Genomic DNA, 305 nt, shown 5'->3' on the forward strand with positions numbered 1-305 from the left:
CCCGAACACGATGGTTAAGACCTGAGCGGCCGATGGTACTATATTGGAAACGATATGGGAGAGCAGGTGGCTGCCGGATTAAAAATGGGCTTATAGCTCAGCCGGTTAGAGCGCACGCCTGATAAGCGTGAGGTCGGTGGTTCGAGTCCACTTAAGCCCATTGATTTTGAAAAAGATCAGAGTTGAATATAGAAAACAGGAATGGTGACAGCACAGACCATTAAATATGGGGGTGTAGCTCAGTTGGGAGAGCACCTGCCTTGCAAGCAGGGGGTCAAGAGTTCGAATCTCTCCATCTCCATTTG

At 49.2% G+C, this 305-nt stretch carries 2 tRNA genes; both read left to right on the forward strand.

The annotated features are described in order from the left end of the window. The first annotated feature begins 86 nt into the window (after positions 1-86). A tRNA-Ile gene (locus GPL15_RS15035) sits at positions 87-160 on the forward strand. A gap of 68 nt (positions 161-228) precedes the next feature. Then, positions 229-301 (forward strand) — tRNA-Ala (locus tag GPL15_RS15040). Positions 302-305 lie beyond the last annotated feature (4 nt).

The sequence above is a fragment of the Clostridium sp. MCC353 genome (genome assembly GCF_018785315.1).
In the GTDB taxonomy this organism is placed as follows: Bacteria; Bacillota; Clostridia; order Lachnospirales; family Lachnospiraceae; genus CHH4-2.